Below are 14,538 nucleotides of genomic sequence, written 5' to 3' on the forward strand. Positions count from 1 at the left end.
CTCCTTCACTCTTACGGTTATCCGATATCAGCCTCCTGCTTTAACTTTTCAGGGACTAACAACACAATGCTTTCACCATCGGTATCAATAATCTGTAACGCTTTCAGATCATGTAAAATACGATTAATACTACGGGTCGTCGCCGCCAGCTCCTCGCTGAGGTTTAGCTTATCCAGCAAAATTTCATTTGTGCCATCTTGTTGATAACGCAGCCATAACGCCTGGCACACTCGCTGATACAGCGAGTAAAGATTGTCGCTGCTGGCCTTTTTCGACAGCTGGTAATATTGCTGACTAAAGAAGCGCAGCATCCGCTGGTTAAAATGGTTATCTAACGCCAGCCAGCGGCTGAAGTATTCCTGCGATAAGCTCAGAAGCTGCACATGTCCTACCGCCACTACCGAACAGATGTAATGGCGCGACTCAAAAATCTCGAGTTCGCCCAGCATATCGCCTTTCCGGTAGCGGGCTTGACGATAACGACGTCCATCTTCAGCCTCATAGAAAACATCGACTTCACCGGCAATAATCAGCGAAAAACGCTGACATATTTCCCCTTGCCGACAGATAAAGGCACCGCGTTGGATCTCTTCAAAACGCCAGCGCTGCATGATGTCCAGAGGGCAATATTTCAATAATTCATAGAGCTGTGGATCGCGAACAATATCACCCAGCCCGGTAAGCCATCCGACTGAAAATTCAGTTTTTTTCATTGTATCCATGATATCTCGCTCCATGGCTGTAGGGACAGGACGGAGGTCCCCGGCAAAAGGGAATGCGGCAGAGAAAATGTCGCTCATCTCCCGTTTCCATACATCAGGCGAGACATCTGTCCCGCGATGGCGAAGAGTATATGTCCACGACTAAGACGGGTGATAAAGTAATGGGACATCTTTGAGACATGAGAACAAAATAATGGCTAAGAGCGCGGCAGCCCTACATATCCTGGTAAAAGAAGAGAAATTAGCTCTGGAGATCCTGAGCAAGCTGGATCGCGGTATTAGCTTCGATCATTTGGCAAAACGCTATTCTCGCTGCCCCTCTGGGCGCAACGGAGGCGATCTGGGCGAGTTCAAACAGGGGATGATGGTGGGACCATTTGATGCCGCTGTGTTTAGCTGCCCACTGCTTAAACCTTACGGGCCTGTAAAAACCAAATTTGGCTACCACATCATCAAAGTGCTGTATCGACGGTAAGCCATGCTAAAATCGCGAGCCTTACAGACCCCCTTTTGAAGGCACGATCATGGCAAAAACAGCAGCAGCAGTGCATATCCTTGTTAAAGAAGAGAAACTGGCACTGGATCTTCTGGAACAGATTAAAAACGGCGCCGACTTCGGCAAACTGGCGAAGAAACACTCCATCTGCCCATCAGGCAAACGCGGCGGTGATTTAGGCGAATTCCGTCAGGGCCAGATGGTTCCGGCGTTCGATAAAGTGGTCTTTTCCTGCCCTGTGCTGGAGCCAACCGGCCCGCTGCACACTCAGTTCGGTTACCACATCATTAAAGTGCTGTACCGTAACTAATAGAAAGCCCGGTGTTTAAACACCGGGCTTTTTTTGCCGGATAGCGCTTCGCTTATCCGGCCTACGAAGCGCTGTTGATATGCCATTCCTCTATGAGGAATTATCCTGCGACCGCAATGCGCTTCATATCAGTCATGTAGCCACGCAGTTTCTGGCCCACTTTCTCGATAGCATGGCCGCGAATTGCGTCATTCACGTCGCGCAGTTGCGCGTTATCTACCGCGCCTTCGGCAATCGCTTTACCCAGATCGCCGGTCTGCAGGGTGGTCATGAACTCTTTCAGCAGCGGTACGCAAGCGTAAGAGAACAGGTAGTTACCGTATTCGGCGGTATCGGAGATAACCACGTTCATTTCGTACAGACGCTTACGGGCGATGGTGTTGGCGATCAGCGGCAGCTCGTGCAGTGATTCGTAGTAAGCGGATTCTTCGATGATGCCGGAATCCACCATAGTTTCGAACGCCAGCTCAACGCCCGCTTTCACCATCGCGATCATCAGCACGCCTTTATCAAAGTACTCCTGCTCGCCGATTTTGCCTTCATACTGCGGAGCGGTTTCGAACGCGGTTTTGCCGGTTTCTTCACGCCAGGTCAGCAGTTTCTTATCGTCGTTAGCCCAGTCAGCCATCATGCCGGAAGAGAATTCGCCGGAGATGATGTCGTCCATGTGTTTCTGGAACAGCGGCGCCATGATCTCTTTCAGCTGTTCGGACAGCGCGTAAGCACGCAGTTTCGCCGGGTTAGACAGACGGTCCATCATCAGGGTGATGCCGCCCTGCTTCAGCGCTTCGGTGATGGTTTCCCAGCCGAACTGAATCAGTTTTTCAGCATATGCCGGGTCAGTACCTTCTTCTACCAGCTTATCGAAGCACAGCAGAGAACCGGCCTGCAGCATACCGCACAGGATAGTCTGCTCACCCATCAGGTCAGATTTCACTTCCGCCACGAAGGAGGACTCCAGTACGCCAGCACGGTGACCGCCGGTGGCCGCAGCCCAGGCTTTAGCAATCGCCATGCCTTCGCCTTTCGGATCGTTTTCCGGGTGAACGGCGATCAGCGTAGGTACGCCGAAACCACGTTTGTACTCTTCACGCACTTCTGTACCCGGACATTTCGGTGCCACCATCACAACAGTGATGTCTTTACGGATCTGCTCGCCAACTTCCACGATGTTGAAGCCGTGGGAGTAACCCAGCGCTGCACCGTCTTTCATCAGCGGCTGTACAGAACGCACAACGTCGGAGTGCTGCTTGTCCGGAGTCAGGTTAACCACCAGATCAGCCTGCGGGATCAGCTCTTCGTAGGTACCCACTTTGAAGCCGTTTTCGGTCGCTTTACGCCAGGAAGCACGCTTCTCAGCAATGGCTTCTTTACGCAGTGCGTAGGAGATATCCAGACCGGAGTCACGCATGTTCAGGCCCTGGTTCAGACCCTGGGCGCCACAGCCGACGATGACCACTTTTTTACCCTGAAGGTAGCTCGCACCATCGGCGAATTCGTCGCGACCCATAAAGCGACATTTACCCAGCTGTGCCAGCTGCTGGCGCAGGTTCAGTGTATTAAAGTAGTTAGCCATGATGGTGTACTCCGTGATGTTGTGTTGTGGTGCTTATTATTCGGTTCGCAGATTTGTATTTGCGAGATTGAATCCACATTACAACAGGAAATTTATTGCGGAAATTGATATATTCACAACGTCACATTGCAATTTATGCAACGTAGAAAATCGGAGGCTCGTCTGTGGATTTACGCGATCTGAAAATGTTCCTGCATTTGGCTGAAAGTCGTCACTTTGGCCGCAGCGCGCGGGCAATGCACGTCAGCCCATCCACGCTTTCCCGACAGATTCAGCGCCTCGAAGAAGACCTCGGCCAGCCGCTGTTTGTGCGCGATAACCGTACGGTTACGCTGACCGAAGCCGGTGAAGAGCTGCGCGTGTTTGCCCAACAGACGCTGTTGCAGTACCAGCAGTTACGCCACACTCTCGATCAACAAGGGCCGTCGCTGTCAGGCGAACTGCATATTTTCTGTTCGGTAACTGCCGCCTACAGCCATCTGCCGCCAATCCTTGACCGTTTCCGCGCCGAGCATCCGTCAGTGGAAATTAAGCTCACCACCGGCGACGCCGCCGATGCGATGGATAAAGTGGTCACTGGTGAAGCCGATCTGGCGATTGCCGGTAAGCCCGAAACACTGCCTGGCGCGGTGGCGTTCTCGATGCTGGAGAATCTGACGGTTGTGTTGATCGCTCCGGCGTTACCCTGCCCGGTGCGTAATCAGGTATCAGTCGATAAGCCGGACTGGTCGACGGTGCCGTTTATCATGGCCGATCAAGGTCCAGTACGCCGCCGTATCGAGCTGTGGTTCCGCCGTCACAAAATCAGCAACCCATCGATTTACGCCACGGTGGGTGGCCACGAAGCGATGGTCTCAATGGTAGCGCTGGGCTGCGGCGTGGCGCTGCTGCCGGAAGTGGTGCTAGAAAACAGCCCGGAGCCGGTACGTAATCGCGTGATGATTTTAGAGCGAAGTGACGAAAAAACACCGTTCGAGCTTGGCGTCTGCGCGCCGAAAAAGCGGCTGCATGAACCGCTGATCGACGCGTTTTGGAAGATTGTTCTGGAACGTAAATCCGCAGAGTAGCGCCAGCGTCAGGTCTAAAATCAGTGGTAGATTCAGTATTGGCGCTCCTTTTCTGTATAATGTCGTGATCCATTGTAGTGGGGGGCTTGTTAACCATCGCGTTAAGCAGGCCAGAACAGACGGTGTCATTGCGCACTTGACAGCGAAAATACAAACTTAATTAGCCATCATTATGATAATCAAACCAAAAATTCGTGGATTCATCTGTACAACGACCCATCCGACTGGCTGCAAAGTCAACGTGGAAAAGCAGATCGAGTATGTTAAGCAGAACGGGAAAATCGAGAACGGCCCGTCTCGCGTGCTGGTGATCGGTGCTTCCACCGGTTACGGTCTGGCTTCCAGAATTTCCGCCGCCTTTGGCAGCGGTGCCGCCACTATCGGCGTATTTTTCGAAAAACCGGGCACGGATACCAAACCAGGTTCCGCAGGCTGGTATAACTCTGCAGCTTTCGACGAAGCAGCCAAGCGTGAAGGTCTGTACTCCAAGAGCATCAACGGCGATGCGTTCTCTGACGAATGCCGTGATGAAGTGATCAAACTGATCAAAGAAGACCTGGGTCAGATTGACCTGGTGGTTTACTCACTGGCTTCCCCAGTGCGTAAAATGCCGAAAACCGGTGAAATCGTCCGTTCAGCGCTGAAGCCAATCGGTGAGGTTTACACCTCTAAAGCGATCGATACCAACAAAGATCAGATCATCACCGCCAGCATTGAGCCGGCAACCGAAGAAGAAGTTCAGAACACCGTCACCGTCATGGGCGGCGAAGACTGGGAACTGTGGATGGGCGCGCTGAGCGAAGCGGGCGTGCTGGCTGATGGTGTGAAAACCGTAGCCTACTCCTACATCGGTACCGACCTGACCTGGCCAATCTACTGGCACGGCGCGCTGGGCAAAGCGAAAGAAGACCTCGATCGCGCGGCGGGTGAGCTGCGTAACCAGCTGGCACCACTGAACGGTTCCGCTAACGTTGCCGTACTGAAGTCCGTTATCACCCAGGCATCTTCTGCGATTCCGGTAATGCCACTGTACATCTCCATGGTCTTCAAGCTGATGAAAGCGCAGGGGATTCACGAAGGTTGTATTGAGCAGATCAACCGTCTGATGACCACCAGCCTGTACGGCGATAAAGTGGCGCTTGATGACAACCAGCGTATCCGTATGGATGACTGGGAACTGCGTGACGACATTCAGCAGGCATGTCGCGATCTGTGGCCGCTGATCACTACCGAAAACCTGGCGCAAGAAACTGACTATGCAGGATACAAGCAGGAATTCCTGAATCTGTTCGGTTTTGCCCTCGACGGTGTGGATTACGATGCTGACGTGAATACCGAAGTCGAATTCGACGTTATCACGCTGTAATCTGCTGATACAGTAGCAAAAAGGGTTCATGTTTTTACATGAACCCTTTTTTAATGGCTGTCGTTAACCCGCCAGGAAGAACCTGAACGCCGGGTTATGTGTTTCATCATGACAGTCATAACCCAGTTCATTCAGCCGCGTTTCGAAATCAGGCTCGTGTTCACCCAACTCAAACGCCGCCAGCACACGACCATAGTCAGTGCCGTGACTGCGATAGTGGAACAATGAAATATTCCAGTGCGTCCCCAAGGTATGCAGGAATTTGAGCAACGCCCCCGGCGACTCCGGAAATTCGAAGCTATAAAGACGTTCCTTTAAGGGTTTCGACGGACGTCCACCGACCATATAGCGCACGTGTAGCTTCGCCATCTCGTCATCAGACAGATCCACCACGCTATAGCCGCCCTCATTGAGCAGTTGCAGGATTTCCTTACGCTCTTCCAGCCCACGGCTCAGACGTACGCCGACAAAAATGCAGGCGTCTTTCGCATTAGCAAAGCGGTAGTTAAACTCGGTCACCGAGCGCCCGCCCAGCAGTTGGCAAAACTTCAGGAAGCTGCCCTTTTCTTCCGGGATGGTCACGGCCAGCAAGGCTTCGCGCTGTTCCCCCAGCTCGCAACGTTCAGAAACGTAGCGCAGGCCGTGGAAGTTAACGTTAGCGCCGGAAAGAACATGCGCCAGACGCTCGCCGCGAATATTATGCTGGGCGATATATTTTTTCATCCCCGCCAGCGCCAACGCCCCGGAAGGCTCCGCCACCGCGCGTACATCTTCGAACAGGTCTTTCATTGCCGCGCAAATAGCATCGCTATCCACGGTAATAATATCGTCGAGGTATTCCTGGCACAGACGGAAGGTTTCATCGCCAATACGTTTCACCGCCACGCCTTCGGCAAAGAGACCAACACGCGGCAGATCCACCGGATGACCGGCATCCAGCGCCGCTTTCAGACAGGCCGAATCTTCCGCTTCCACGGCAATCACTTTGATTTGCGGCATCAGCTGTTTTATCAGCACTGCCACGCCCGCCGCCAGACCACCGCCGCCAACTGGCACAAAAACGCGGTCAAGGTGAGCATCCTGCTGAAGTAACTCCAGCGCCAGCGTGCCCTGCCCGGCAATCACCATCGGATGATCGAACGGCGGCACCCAGGTAAACCCCTGCTGCTGCGACAATTCAATCGCTTTGGCTTTGGCTTCATCAAAGTTCGCGCCGTGCAGCAGCACTTCTCCGCCGAAGCCGCGAACGGCATCGACTTTGATATCGGCGGTAGCCGTTGGCATGACAATCAGCGCCTTCACGCCTAATCGCGCAGAAGAGAAAGCGACGCCCTGAGCATGATTACCAGCCGATGCGGTAATGACGCCATGCGCTTTTTGCTCTTCGGTCAAGCCCGCCATCATGGCATAGGCACCGCGTAGCTTGAAGCTGTGAACGGGTTGACGGTCTTCGCGCTTCACCAGAATGACGTTGTCGAGGCGCGAAGAGAGTTTTTCCATTTTCTGTAGCGGCGTCACCTGTGCCGCTTCGTATACCGGCGCACGCAGTACCGCTCTGAGATACTCGGCGCCCTCAGGAGCGCCGGATAGAGGTTGTGAATCCGCCATGGTCATTATCCCCCGAGCTTCGACTTATCGCGCACCGCACCTTTGTCGGCACTGGTTGCCAGGCTGGCGTAGGCGCGCAGTGCAAAGGAGACCTGACGCTGACGATCTTTTGGCGTCCAGGCTTTGTCACCGCGAGCTTCCTGCGCTTCACGGCGCGCAGCGATTTCCGCATCACTCAGTTGAAGTTGAATACCACGATTCGGGATATCGATGGCAATCATGTCACCATCTTCGATAATCGCGATATTACCGCCGCTGGCCGCTTCCGGAGAAACGTGACCAATGGAAAGCCCCGAAGTACCGCCGGAGAAACGACCGTCGGTAATCAGCGCGCAAGCCTTACCGAGGCCCATCGATTTCAGGAAGGTGGTTGGGTAGAGCATTTCCTGCATGCCTGGCCCGCCTTTCGGCCCTTCGTAGCGAATGACAACCACGTCGCCAGCCACCACTTTACCGCCGAGGATGGCTTCAACCGCATCGTCCTGGCTTTCATACACTTTTGCTGGGCCGGTGAATTTCAGGATGCTGTCATCCACGCCAGCGGTTTTTACAATACAGCCGTTTTCCGCGAAGTTACCGTACAGAACTGCCAGACCGCCGTCTTTGCTGTAAGCGTGCTCCAGCGAGCGAATGCAGCCTTCAGCGCGGTCGTCATCCAGCGTATCCCAACGGCAGTCCTGTGAGAACGCCTGGGTAGTACGAATGCCGGCCGGGCCTGCACGGAACATTTTTTTCACCGCGTCGTCTTTGGTCAACATCACGTCATACCGATCGAGCGTTTGCGGCAGAGTCAGCCCCAGCACGTTTTTCACGTCGCGGTTCAGCAGTCCAGCACGATCCAGTTCGCCTAAAATACCCAGTACGCCGCCTGCGCGGTGCACGTCTTCCATATGGTATTTCTGCGTACTCGGCGCCACTTTACACAGCTGCGGGACTTTGCGGGACAGCTTGTCGATATCACTCATGGTGAAGTCGATTTCCGCTTCCTGCGCGGCCGCCAGCAGGTGCAGAACGGTGTTGGTGGAGCCGCCCATGGCGATATCCAGCGTCATGGCGTTCTCAAACGCTGCCTTGCTGGCAATGTTGCGCGGCAGCGCGGAAGCATCGTCCTGCTCATAATAACGTTTGGTCAGCTCGACGATCCGCTGGCCTGCGGTGAGGAAAAGTTCTTTACGGTCGGCGTGAGTCGCCAACAGCGAACCGTTACCCGGCTGCGACAAGCCCAGCGCTTCGGTCAGGCAGTTCATCGAGTTAGCGGTGAACATACCGGAACAGGAGCCGCAGGTTGGGCAAGCGGAACGTTCAACCTGCTCGCTTTGTGAGTCGGAAACTTTCGGGTCAGCGCCCTGAATCATCGCATCAACCAGGTCGAGCTTGATGATTTGGTCAGAGAGCTTAGTTTTCCCGGCTTCCATCGGGCCGCCGGAAACGAAGATAACCGGGATGTTCAGGCGCAGAGAGGCCATTAACATCCCGGGGGTGATTTTATCGCAGTTGGAGATGCAGACCATCGCATCGGCGCAGTGGGCGTTAACCATGTACTCAACGGAGTCAGCGATCAGCTCACGCGACGGCAGTGAATACAGCATGCCGCCATGGCCCATGGCGATACCATCATCCACAGCAATGGTGTTGAACTCTTTCGCCACGCCGCCTGAGGCTTCGATTTGTTCGGCAACCAGCTTACCGAGATCGCGCAGGTGGACGTGACCCGGCACAAACTGGGTAAAGGAGTTCACCACAGCGATAATCGGTTTACCGAAATCATCATCGGTCATCCCGGTGGCGCGCCACAGTGCGCGGGCACCTGCCATGTTGCGGCCGTGGGTGGTGGTGGCAGAACGATACTTAGGCATGCTTGATTAACTCCCGTCTGTCTTTCCCCTGCATACTTCACGCCGCAGGTGCGTTGGCCGCCTCGCTCACCCCAGTCACTTACTCCAGTAAGCTCCTGGGACTTGCTGCGTTGCCGTCTTCCTGCAACGTGAATTATTTTGGGGAAATATTAATTTTGTTATTGGTTTACTGAATCCAACCAGCCGTATTTATCTTCCGTTTCACCGGTGAAGAGGCCAAAGAAGGCCTGCTGGATGCGTTTGGTGACCGGACCGCAGCGGCCTTCACCCACCTGGATACCATCGACACTGCGTACTGGGGTGATTTCGGCCGCGGTACCGGACATGAACACTTCGTCGGCCAGGTACAGTGATTCACGAGACAGCACCTGCTCACGCACTTCGATATCGAGATCTTTCGCCAGCTTAATGATCGCATCACGAGTGATACCCGGCAGCGCGGAAGAGGTAAACGGCGGGGTAAACAGAATGCCGTCTTTTACTTCAAACAGGTTTTCGCCCGCACCTTCGGAGATGTAACCATTCACATCCAGCGCAATGCCTTCCTGATAGCCATGACGACGCGCTTCGCTACCCACCAGCAGCGAAGACAGATAGTTACCGCCCGCTTTAGCAGCAGTAGGGATGGTGTTTGGCGCCACGCGGTTCCAGGATGAAACCATCGCGTCGATCCCCTGCTCCAGCGCTTCTGCACCAAGGTAAGCACCCCACGGGAACGCGGCGATGATCACGTCAGTGGTGTATCCCGCTGGCGGGTTAACGCCCATCCCCACGTCGCCAACAAACACCAGCGGACGGATATAGGCGCTGGTCAGATTGTTTTTACGAATCACCTCGCGGCAAGCTTCCATCAGCTCATCAACGCTCTGAGAAACCGGAAAACGATAGATCTTGGCTGAATCACGCAGACGCTGCATATGTTCGCGATGACGGAACACCACCGGCCCTTTGTGAGAATCGTAGCAACGGATGCCTTCGAATACTGAAGTACCGTAGTGCAGCGCGTGGGACATCACGTGAACCTTCGCGTCTTCCCAACGAATCATCTCGCCATTAGACCAAATGTAATCAGCTTTTTTCGTCGTCATTTTTCTTCCTTTTGCGCTCAGGCGCGGATTTGTTGTGATGTGGTTGTGCTCTGGCAGATAGCAACATGTGCAACGTCTACCAGTTTACTTAACTGACTAAACAGTAAGTCGACCGACCGGGGGCTGGCAACGGTCAATTCGATATTTATATTTTGCGCATCGCTGGCGGCTTCCATATTCATGGAGCACACCTGAAAACCGCGATGGCGTACCACGCGTAAAACACGTTCTAACGTTTCCGGATTGAAACGAGCCTCAACGGCGACCTGATGTTGCATCATGATAATTTCTCCAGCATTTCTGAGTTACTGGCACCTGGCGGTACCAGAGGCCAGACATTCTCAAGTTCGTCGATTGAGACATGAAGCAGGTATGGCCCCTCGCTGTTCAGCATGGTGTCGAGTGCCGCTTCAACCTGGTCTTTACGGGTGATGTGTTGACCTGGTATGCCGAAGGCGCTGGCCAACATGAGGAAATCGGGGTTATCGGTAAGGGTGGTTTCGCTATAACGTTCCTGGAAAAACAGCTGCTGCCATTGTCGCACCATGCCTAACCGCTGGTTGTCGAGTAAAACTATTTTCAGCGGCAACTGCTTGCGTTTTACGGTGCCCAGCTCCTGTACATTCATCATGAAGGAGCCGTCACCGGAGATACAGATTACCGTATCGTTCGGGCGAGCAACCTGCGCACCAACCGCTGCTGGCAGGCCAAAGCCCATCGTACCCAGACCGCTCGAGGTGATGAAATTTTCCGGGCGGGTGTAGGTCATATGCTGCGCCGACCACATCTGATGCTGACCAACATCCGTTGTCACTACGCTGTCCGTGGGTTTGCGATCGGACAACTGCTTCAACAACAGTGGCGCGTAGATAGCCTCACCGGGATGATCATAGCGCCAGGTATGCTCTGTGCGCAGTTCAGCGCTATGCTGACGCCATGCGTCAATCTTCAGAGATTGCTGCAATGCCGGCAGCAGAGAATTTAAATCACCCTGCAATGCTACGTGCGCCTGACGCAGCTTGTTCATTTCCGCAGGGTCGATATCCATGTGGATCACGCTGGCGTTCGGTGCGAAGGTATTCAGCTTACCGGTCACCCGGTCATCAAAACGCGCGCCCACTGCAATCAGTAAATCACATTCTTGCACCGCGAAATTTGCCGCTTTAGTGCCATGCATTCCCAACATACCCAAATAGTATGGGTAGTCAGATTCTACTGCGCCCAGACCTTTCAGCGTGCAGGCGACCGGCATTTGGGTTACCGCGATAAATTCACGCAGGGCCGGGACCGCCTGCGCCATACCAACGCCGCCACCGACGTACAGGATCGGTTTTTGCGCCTGCGCCAGCATTTTACGTGCCTGCTCAACGTCAGCGTGCGGGAAATCCTCTACGTTTTCGACGGTCGTAAAATACGGCTCCAGCGTACCGCTGGCCAGCTGGATGTCTTTCGGGATATCAACCAGAACCGGACCCGGACGACCGGAGTTCGCCACAGCGAAAGCCTCTGCCATAATGCGCGGCAGCTCTTCCAGTGACTGCACCAGGAAACTGTGTTTGGTACAGGACAAAGACATACCCAGAACGTCCACTTCCTGAAACGCATCCGTTCCGATGAAAGGTGAGGCCACCTGACCGGTGATCGCCACCACAGGAACAGAATCTAACAGCGCATCGGCAAGTCCGGTGATCAGGTTGGTAGCGCCAGGACCTGAAGTGGCGATACACACGCCGGTTTTACCGGTCGCACGGGCATAGCCAATTGCCGCCATTGCCGCGCCCTGCTCGTGTCGGCACAACAGGTGTTCTACGCCGCCGTCATACAACGCATCGTAAACCGGCATAATTGCGCCACCAGGATAACCAAAGACGGTTTGAACCCCTTGTGCACGCAACGCATGTACCACCCACTGTGCCCCATTCATAGTTACATCCCCGCCGTAAATCTTGAGAAACAGAATTTTATGCTACCGTTCACTTTCTGCTCCTCGTGTATGTTTTTAAGGTCAAAAAAAACCCCCGGACCTTTCGGTGCGGGGGTCTTAGTTCGTTAAGGCTTGTTTTCTAAGCCTTTCCTCGTCCAAGTGCAGCCCCGCACGGTGGGATAATAATCACCACCACGCTAATCACGACCAGGCTAATCACTCGTAGAAGGGCTGTCATTTTTGTATTTTCTTGCATCTTGTTCGAAGGAATACCTAAAGAGTTACCATAGAATTTGCAAATGACACAAGTTATTTTTTTATTCGTTTTTCTGACGCCGTTAACGGTTTAGATAAATATCGTTGTTTTTTATACAAAAAATCAAAAGTGAAAATATTTCACGTTTCAGGTGATTCTCGGCAACCCGTTCCCTACTAAAAACGTTATTCAAAAGCGTTTGCGAGCGCTATTCCAGGCTTTATGCAAGCAGTATTGAGCTACATAAAAACACGGGAATAAGCCTCTAAAAACCGTAATTATGTGAAATCTTGCCGCGATGTATTGCGACATAATGCTTTCATCAGGAGGGATTATGTCACTATCGATTGTTCACACACGCGCTGCGCTGGGCGTGAATGCGCCAGCCATTACCATCGAGGTACATATCAGCAATGGTTTGCCTGGTTTAACCATGGTGGGATTACCCGAAACAACGGTAAAAGAGGCTCGCGATCGAGTTCGCAGTGCGATTATTAATAGCGGTTATGAATTCCCGGCGAAGAAGATAACCATAAACCTCGCTCCGGCCGATCTCCCGAAAGAAGGGGGACGATATGATTTACCTATCGCAGTTGCGCTTCTGGCAGCGTCTAAGCAGCTTACAACCCATAACCTCGATACATACGAGCTGGTAGGCGAATTAGCGCTTACAGGCGCGTTACGTGGCGTTCCCGGTGCGATATCAAGTGCAACTGAAGCTATTCGCGCAGGCAGGAGAATTATTGTCGCAAAAGAGAATGCAGCTGAAGTGGGACTGATACACGGTGAAGGGTGCCTGATAGCCGATCATCTACAGGCCGTATGCGCATTTCTCGAAGGTAAGCATGATTTAGACAGACCATCATCGGCAGATTTTACCCCCTGCGCATTAGCAGATGATCTGAGCGATGTTATCGGCCAGGAACAGGGTAAACGCGGGCTGGAGCTTACCGCAGCTGGCGGTCATAACCTCTTACTCATCGGGCCGCCGGGAACGGGTAAGACCATGCTGGCCAGTCGCCTGAGAGGATTGCTTCCGCCACTGAGCAATGATGAAGCACTGGAAAGCGCCGCGATTCTAAGTCTGGTCAATTCCGACACGCTACAAAAACAGTGGAAACAACGCCCTTTTCGTTCGCCACATCACAGTGCTTCATTAACTGCCATGGTCGGTGGCGGCTCTATTCCTGCGCCAGGCGAGATATCTCTGGCGCATAACGGCATACTGTTTCTGGATGAACTTCCCGAGTTTGAGCGGCGCACGCTGGATGCACTGCGAGAGCCCATTGAGTCCGGGCAGATTCATTTATCCCGCACTCGGGCAAAAATAACTTACCCCGCGCGTTTTCAGCTTATTGCTGCCATGAATCCTAGCCCAACAGGACATTATCAGGGGAACCATAACCGCTGTACCCCAGAGCAGACACTACGCTACCTCAATCGATTATCAGGCCCATTTCTTGACCGCTTCGATCTCTCCCTCGAAATCCCCTTACCGCCGCCCGGCATACTCAGCCAGAGCCAGGTAAAAGGGGAAGATAGCGCAACGGTGAAGCAACGCGTTATAGCAGCACGAGAGCGTCAGTATCGGCGGCAGAATAAGTTAAATGCGCAACTGGACAGTCAGGATATCCATAAATACTGTCCACTGCGTAGCGACGATGCGCAGTGGCTTGAAGAAACGCTCGCGCATCTCGGATTATTCATCCGCGCCTGGTTACGCCTGATAAAGGTCGCTCGAACGATCGCGGATATAGAACAATCTGACCATATATCTCGCCAGCACTTACAGGAGGCTGTTGGGTATCGGGCGATAGACAGATTACTCATTCATTTGCAGAAACTACTGGCATAAAAAAAGGGCTTTCGCCCTTTTTTATTAATCATCAGATTCGGTGTAGTCTTCCGCACCTTCCACCTGAGGTTTCCCGCCAGACAGCGTGTGGAAGCGTTTTGGACGCTTAATGCGCGTCATGTATTTGGACCACACACGTTCAGCTTCGGTAACCGGTTCGCGCTCACCACGGCATACCGCAACAAACAGTTTTTCTTCTTCCGTTACCGGCTCACGCTTGCCCAGATCCAGCTCGTTGAAAGCATAACCGTGACGCTCAAGCAGTTGTGCTTCTTTAATGGTGAAATCACCATGACGGGAGAATCCGCGGGGATAATATTTATTATCGAAATATCGATTAGTCGTCGTAAAGCTTTCCGCCATCCTGCACGCTCCTAATTCTTTGGCCGAGCTATTTATGGCGCGGAGTATTAG

At 53.3% G+C, this 14,538-nt stretch carries 14 protein-coding genes; 5 read left to right on the forward strand and 9 right to left on the reverse strand.

Annotation, left to right across the window (positions count from 1 at the left end; translation table 11 throughout):
- Window positions 1-17 precede the first annotated feature (17 nt).
- A complete protein-coding gene (locus LY264_RS24350) occupies window positions 18-722 on the reverse strand; it encodes a Crp/Fnr family transcriptional regulator (protein WP_048227558.1) in 705 nt (234 codons plus the stop codon).
- Between the two features lie 193 nt (window positions 723-915).
- On the opposite strand from LY264_RS24350, the gene ppiC (LY264_RS24355) reads away from it, so the two are divergent.
- Window positions 916-1,197 (forward strand): peptidylprolyl isomerase PpiC, encoded by a 282-nt coding sequence (ppiC, locus tag LY264_RS24355; RefSeq protein WP_038634595.1) that lies wholly within the window; start codon window positions 916-918, stop codon window positions 1,195-1,197.
- A gap of 49 nt (window positions 1,198-1,246) precedes the next feature.
- Window positions 1,247-1,528, forward strand: a complete 282-nt coding sequence (gene ppiC, locus LY264_RS24360) for a peptidylprolyl isomerase PpiC (protein ID WP_003017999.1) — start codon at window positions 1,247-1,249, stop codon at window positions 1,526-1,528.
- 100 nt (window positions 1,529-1,628) lie between these two features.
- Here the strand turns inward: ppiC (LY264_RS24360) and ilvC are convergent, their stop codons facing one another.
- Window positions 1,629-3,104, reverse strand: a complete 1,476-nt coding sequence (ilvC, locus tag LY264_RS24365; RefSeq protein WP_048227382.1) for a ketol-acid reductoisomerase — start codon at window positions 3,102-3,104, stop codon at window positions 1,629-1,631.
- 164 nt (window positions 3,105-3,268) lie between these two features.
- Here ilvC and ilvY point away from each other — a divergent pair, with 164 nt between their 5' ends.
- Window positions 3,269-4,171 (forward strand): HTH-type transcriptional activator IlvY, encoded by a 903-nt coding sequence (gene ilvY / locus LY264_RS24370; RefSeq protein WP_003829023.1) that lies wholly within the window; start codon window positions 3,269-3,271, stop codon window positions 4,169-4,171.
- A 172-nt stretch (window positions 4,172-4,343) separates the two neighbouring features.
- On the forward strand, window positions 4,344-5,537 hold the full coding sequence (gene fabV / locus LY264_RS24375) for an enoyl-ACP reductase FabV (RefSeq protein WP_008787067.1): 1,194 nt from the start codon (window positions 4,344-4,346) through the stop codon (window positions 5,535-5,537).
- A 63-nt stretch (window positions 5,538-5,600) separates the two neighbouring features.
- Here the strand turns inward: fabV and ilvA are convergent, their stop codons facing one another.
- From ilvA to ilvL, 6 genes are all read right to left on the reverse strand, one after another.
- Window positions 5,601-7,145 carry a threonine ammonia-lyase, biosynthetic gene (ilvA, locus tag LY264_RS24380; RefSeq protein WP_048227443.1) on the reverse strand — a complete coding sequence of 515 codons (1,545 nt, stop codon included), beginning with the start codon at window positions 7,143-7,145 and terminating at the stop codon, window positions 5,601-5,603.
- Between the two features lie 5 nt (window positions 7,146-7,150).
- The gene (ilvD, locus tag LY264_RS24385; RefSeq protein WP_008787065.1) at window positions 7,151-9,001 is read right to left on the reverse strand and encodes a dihydroxy-acid dehydratase; all 1,851 of its coding nucleotides are present in this window, start codon (window positions 8,999-9,001) and stop codon (window positions 7,151-7,153) included.
- A gap of 158 nt (window positions 9,002-9,159) precedes the next feature.
- Window positions 9,160-10,089: a branched-chain amino acid transaminase gene (locus tag LY264_RS24390; protein WP_003829030.1), complete on the reverse strand. Its 930-nt coding sequence runs from the start codon at window positions 10,087-10,089 to the stop codon at window positions 9,160-9,162.
- A gap of 17 nt (window positions 10,090-10,106) precedes the next feature.
- Entirely contained in the window at window positions 10,107-10,370 is a 264-nt protein-coding gene (gene ilvM / locus LY264_RS24395) for an acetolactate synthase 2 small subunit (RefSeq protein WP_003018017.1), read from the reverse strand.
- Window positions 10,367-12,013 (reverse strand): acetolactate synthase 2 catalytic subunit, encoded by a 1,647-nt coding sequence (ilvG, locus tag LY264_RS24400; protein ID WP_048227383.1) that lies wholly within the window; start codon window positions 12,011-12,013, stop codon window positions 10,367-10,369. The genes ilvM and ilvG overlap by 4 nt, the downstream gene beginning before the upstream one ends.
- 139 nt (window positions 12,014-12,152) lie before the next feature.
- Window positions 12,153-12,251: an ilv operon leader peptide gene (ilvL, locus tag LY264_RS24405; RefSeq protein WP_001311244.1), complete on the reverse strand. Its 99-nt coding sequence runs from the start codon at window positions 12,249-12,251 to the stop codon at window positions 12,153-12,155.
- 352 nt (window positions 12,252-12,603) lie between these two features.
- Here ilvL and LY264_RS24410 point away from each other — a divergent pair, with 352 nt between their 5' ends.
- On the forward strand, window positions 12,604-14,124 hold the full coding sequence (locus LY264_RS24410) for a YifB family Mg chelatase-like AAA ATPase (protein ID WP_048227384.1): 1,521 nt from the start codon (window positions 12,604-12,606) through the stop codon (window positions 14,122-14,124).
- 24 nt (window positions 14,125-14,148) lie between these two features.
- Here the strand turns inward: LY264_RS24410 and maoP are convergent, their stop codons facing one another.
- Complete coding sequence (maoP, locus tag LY264_RS24415; RefSeq protein ID WP_003018025.1) at window positions 14,149-14,487, reverse strand: macrodomain Ori organization protein MaoP; 339 nt, start codon at window positions 14,485-14,487, stop codon at window positions 14,149-14,151.
- Window positions 14,488-14,538: the final 51 nt, after the last annotated feature.

Origin of the sequence: Citrobacter portucalensis, from assembly GCF_023374935.1 — a bacterium.
In the GTDB taxonomy this organism is placed as follows: domain Bacteria; phylum Pseudomonadota; class Gammaproteobacteria; order Enterobacterales; family Enterobacteriaceae; genus Citrobacter; species Citrobacter portucalensis.

Bases quoted from the DNA above. Each gene is read 5' to 3' on its own strand.
- maoP (WP_003018025.1), bottom strand. From the start codon at position 14,487: ATGGCGGAAAGCTTTACGACGACTAATCGATATTTCGATAATAAATAT.
- ilvC (WP_048227382.1), bottom strand. From the start codon at position 3,104: ATGGCTAACTACTTTAATACACTGAACCTGCGCCAGCAGCTGGCACAG.
- ilvM (WP_003018017.1), bottom strand. From the start codon at position 10,370: ATGATGCAACATCAGGTCGCCGTTGAGGCTCGTTTCAATCCGGAAACG.
- LY264_RS24410 (WP_048227384.1), top strand. From the start codon at position 12,604: ATGTCACTATCGATTGTTCACACACGCGCTGCGCTGGGCGTGAATGCG.
- ilvD (WP_008787065.1), bottom strand. From the start codon at position 9,001: ATGCCTAAGTATCGTTCTGCCACCACCACCCACGGCCGCAACATGGCA.
- LY264_RS24350 (WP_048227558.1), bottom strand. From the start codon at position 722: ATGGATACAATGAAAAAAACTGAATTTTCAGTCGGATGGCTTACCGGG.
- LY264_RS24390 (WP_003829030.1), bottom strand. From the start codon at position 10,089: ATGACGACGAAAAAAGCTGATTACATTTGGTCTAATGGCGAGATGATT.
- ilvL (WP_001311244.1), bottom strand. From the start codon at position 12,251: ATGACAGCCCTTCTACGAGTGATTAGCCTGGTCGTGATTAGCGTGGTG.
- fabV (WP_008787067.1), top strand. From the start codon at position 4,344: ATGATAATCAAACCAAAAATTCGTGGATTCATCTGTACAACGACCCAT.
- ppiC (WP_003017999.1), top strand. From the start codon at position 1,247: ATGGCAAAAACAGCAGCAGCAGTGCATATCCTTGTTAAAGAAGAGAAA.
- ilvG (WP_048227383.1), bottom strand. From the start codon at position 12,013: ATGAATGGGGCACAGTGGGTGGTACATGCGTTGCGTGCACAAGGGGTT.
- ilvA (WP_048227443.1), bottom strand. From the start codon at position 7,145: ATGGCGGATTCACAACCTCTATCCGGCGCTCCTGAGGGCGCCGAGTAT.
- ppiC (WP_038634595.1), top strand. From the start codon at position 916: ATGGCTAAGAGCGCGGCAGCCCTACATATCCTGGTAAAAGAAGAGAAA.